This is a genomic window from Clostridium sp. 1001270J_160509_D11, assembly GCF_015667935.1.
Lineage (GTDB): Bacteria > Bacillota > Clostridia > Peptostreptococcales > Peptostreptococcaceae > Intestinibacter.
Genome location: NZ_JADPET010000215.1, coordinates 1 through 2,935 on the forward strand (window position 1 = coordinate 1; position 2,935 = coordinate 2,935).

Genomic DNA, 2,935 nt, shown 5'->3' on the forward strand with positions numbered 1-2,935 from the left:
CATCTAAATCTCGTTCTAGCACCTCTTCCTCATTTTTAATTATTTTATTCAAAACTGGGAAATCTAATAAAAATATAATTTTTACATATTATAAAAACTATTAAAAATAAAAGCTAAAATTTATATTCAAAACAAAAAGTTAAAACTTATAAAACTGTAACAAATGTTACTGAAAAAACAAACAAAAAAAGGTATTATATAGAAGTCACTTTAAAGATAAATTAAAAAATAATTACTTGTATATAGATTTATAAAGGAGGCAAAATGGCTCATTACGGAAATTTACAAAAGATAAGAAATGGCAAAAGAACTTTTGCGATAACTCCTCATATTCCAGGAGGATTTATAAAACCTGATGTACTTATAAAACTAGCTGCTGTTGCTGAGAGATATGGCGGCATCATAAAAATAACATCAGGACAAAGAATATTAATAACTAATTTAAAAGAAGAGGACCTTCCTGCTGTTTGGGACGAACTTGGCATGAAACCAGCTGTTGTGACTCAAAATTCACTTAAAAATGTGGAGATGTGTCCAGCTAATTTCTGCAAAAGATCAAAATACCCTACACTTGGAATAGGTATGAAACTTAGCAGAGAATTTCAGGGGATGGAGCTTCCATGCAGAACTAAAATAGGTGTTGCTGGATGTAGGAATTCTTGTGGAAGTGTGTATGCTAAGGATATCGGCGTCTTAGTCGACTTTGACAAGCTGTTTTTCGTTACAGTAGGTGGTAGCGCAGGGTTTTACCCTAGAATGGCGGATATCGTCACTCGTGGCTTAACTGAAGATCAAGCTTTCGCTTTAGTAGAAGTCATCTTAAACTACTATAAAGAAAATGCGCTTATGGGCGAAAAACTAGGCGATTTTATAGACAGAATAACAATAGATAAATTTAGAGATGATGTTTTAGAAATAGCTCAATTAGAGAAAAAATTAGAAACAGAATTTAAATAAAATCTCAATTTAAATAAAAGATAAATAAACTTTTACAATAAAGTAAATATAACAGAAATTTTAGCAATAAGGAGTTTTAGAAATGAGTTTATTTTTAGGAAAGATACATTACTGGTTATTTAACAAAATATTATGGTTTGAAAATTTAGAAGAAGAAATAATCAAAACTGCAAAGAGTGAAGGGCTTGATATAGAAGGTGTAAAATCTGAAATAGAAGCTAAATACGGAGCTAAATTAGAAAATAAAAACCTAGAAGAAATAATAGACACTAACAATATACATGGATGGTTACAAGATAGAATCCACAGAGCAGAAGGAAGAATGGCTGCTTGGACTAAATTTATGATTCAAAACGACAAAATATCAGCTTTAGAAAAAGTCTACATAGACCAAGCTAAAGAAGCTGCTAGTGAAGTAACATCTGAAAGAGCTATCGAAAACGCTCCTGAAATATTCAACTGCATGAACGACTATATATTAGACGGTATGCCATGCGACCATGTAAACCAAGTTATAGAATCTGACGAAGATGCTGTTAAATGGGTTAGAAGAATATGCGTTCATAAAGAACTTTGGGCAGAAGAAGGCGTTGATGTAGACGTATTCTACAACCTTAGAGGTCTATGGATAAAAGAATTCGTAAAAGATCTAAATAGTGAATTTGAATATAGAGAATTAGGTCAAAATGAATTTATAATAAGCAAAATAGCATAATAATTAAAATAATTATAATTTAGTGTAATTCTTTTTAAAAAACATTAAAAAACGTAATAATTATAAAAAAAGCATAACAATTATAAAATTGTAAATAATATTTGTGTACTCGACCAACTTCAATCAACTTCATGTAAAGTGATATTTGTATAGTCTATAACTTGTTAGTAGGGATTGGAAGTGCACCAAGAAAGCCCCATTAAAAATGGGGCTTTTTTTTGCGTTTAAGTAATATCCGAAGTCGTTGTGCTATGAGCGAAGTGAATTTTAAAGCAATGTACGAAGTCATTGGTGATAGAATTTTTGATTTATACTCATTTTTAAAACAGGTTGTACATAATTTATATTGTGGAGGTGGAGCGATTGAATAATATTAAAGATTTTATAATAAAAGAGCTTCTGATAGTAATCATAATGGGGTGCGTCTACACTAATATCGAGATGATTTTTAGGGGGTATACTCATCCATCCATGATAATAGTAGGCGGCCTGTGTGGTATGCTAGCTGGTCTTATAAACGATATAACGCCGGAGATGAAGATGTATAAACAGTGTATTTTGAGCGCTATTATTATAACTATTATAGAATATATTTCAGGATATATTCTAAATATCAAATTAGGACTGAATATTTGGGACTATAAAAATTTAAAATTCAATATAAACGGACAAATTTCGCTTATATTCAGTTTGGCATGGGTATTTTTAAGCTATTTTGCGATAAAATTCGACGATATGCTTAAAAATGATTTGTGTAGAAAAACTGTAATAAAAGGCAAGAGCAAATAGAAATAAATCATTTAAATGTTAAAATAAAAAATGAAAATAGATAATCAAGATTAAACTAAAAGAAACAATTAAAAAGACAAATAATTGAGGAAATTTTCAAGAATCTCTAGTATTATTAAAGTATATTTAAATAATATAGGGGGATAATACTATGGCCAATGAAACTATAAAGTGCAAAAGATGTAAAAGTGACGCTAAAATTATAAGTGCTTCACAAAATTTATGGAAAATGAGCTTATATTCTATAATATGCGCAGTAATATTTTACTTTATACCAATTATGTCATTTATTTCACTTGTCTTTTTAGGACTTGCTGTGATGATGGCGATAGCAGGGATTTATATGAAGTTTAAAGGAGGAGCAATCGTCCAGTGTAGTAAATGCAATGCCAGATATAAAATAAATGAATTAAAACTAATTCAACAAAAAATAAATAAAAAGATATTTCAGATACAAGATGCGGTACAATTAGA

The 2,935-nt window shown here is 29.6% G+C and carries 4 protein-coding genes; all 4 read left to right on the plus strand.

Going from position 1 to position 2,935, the window contains the following annotated elements; genetic code table 11:
* The first annotated feature begins 264 nt into the window (after window positions 1-264).
* Window positions 265-957: an NAD(P)/FAD-dependent oxidoreductase gene (locus tag I4U58_RS13305; RefSeq protein ID WP_195931816.1), complete on the plus strand. Its 693-nt coding sequence runs from the start codon at window positions 265-267 to the stop codon at window positions 955-957.
* Window positions 958-1,039: 82 nt separating this feature from the next.
* Window positions 1,040-1,672, plus strand: a complete 633-nt coding sequence (locus I4U58_RS13310) for a hypothetical protein (protein ID WP_195931817.1) — start codon at window positions 1,040-1,042, stop codon at window positions 1,670-1,672.
* 363 nt (window positions 1,673-2,035) lie between these two features.
* Entirely contained in the window at window positions 2,036-2,461 is a 426-nt protein-coding gene (locus tag I4U58_RS13315; RefSeq protein WP_195931818.1) for a hypothetical protein, read from the plus strand.
* A gap of 151 nt (window positions 2,462-2,612) precedes the next feature.
* A partial coding sequence (locus tag I4U58_RS13320; protein WP_195931819.1) for a hypothetical protein occupies window positions 2,613-2,935 on the plus strand: 323 nt, incomplete at its 3' end.

Excerpts from the sequence above, each read along its gene's own strand:
- I4U58_RS13305 (WP_195931816.1), top strand. The coding sequence starts at position 265 with ATGGCTCATTACGGAAATTTACAAAAGATAAGAAATGGCAAAAGAACT.
- I4U58_RS13310 (WP_195931817.1), top strand. The coding sequence starts at position 1,040 with ATGAGTTTATTTTTAGGAAAGATACATTACTGGTTATTTAACAAAATA.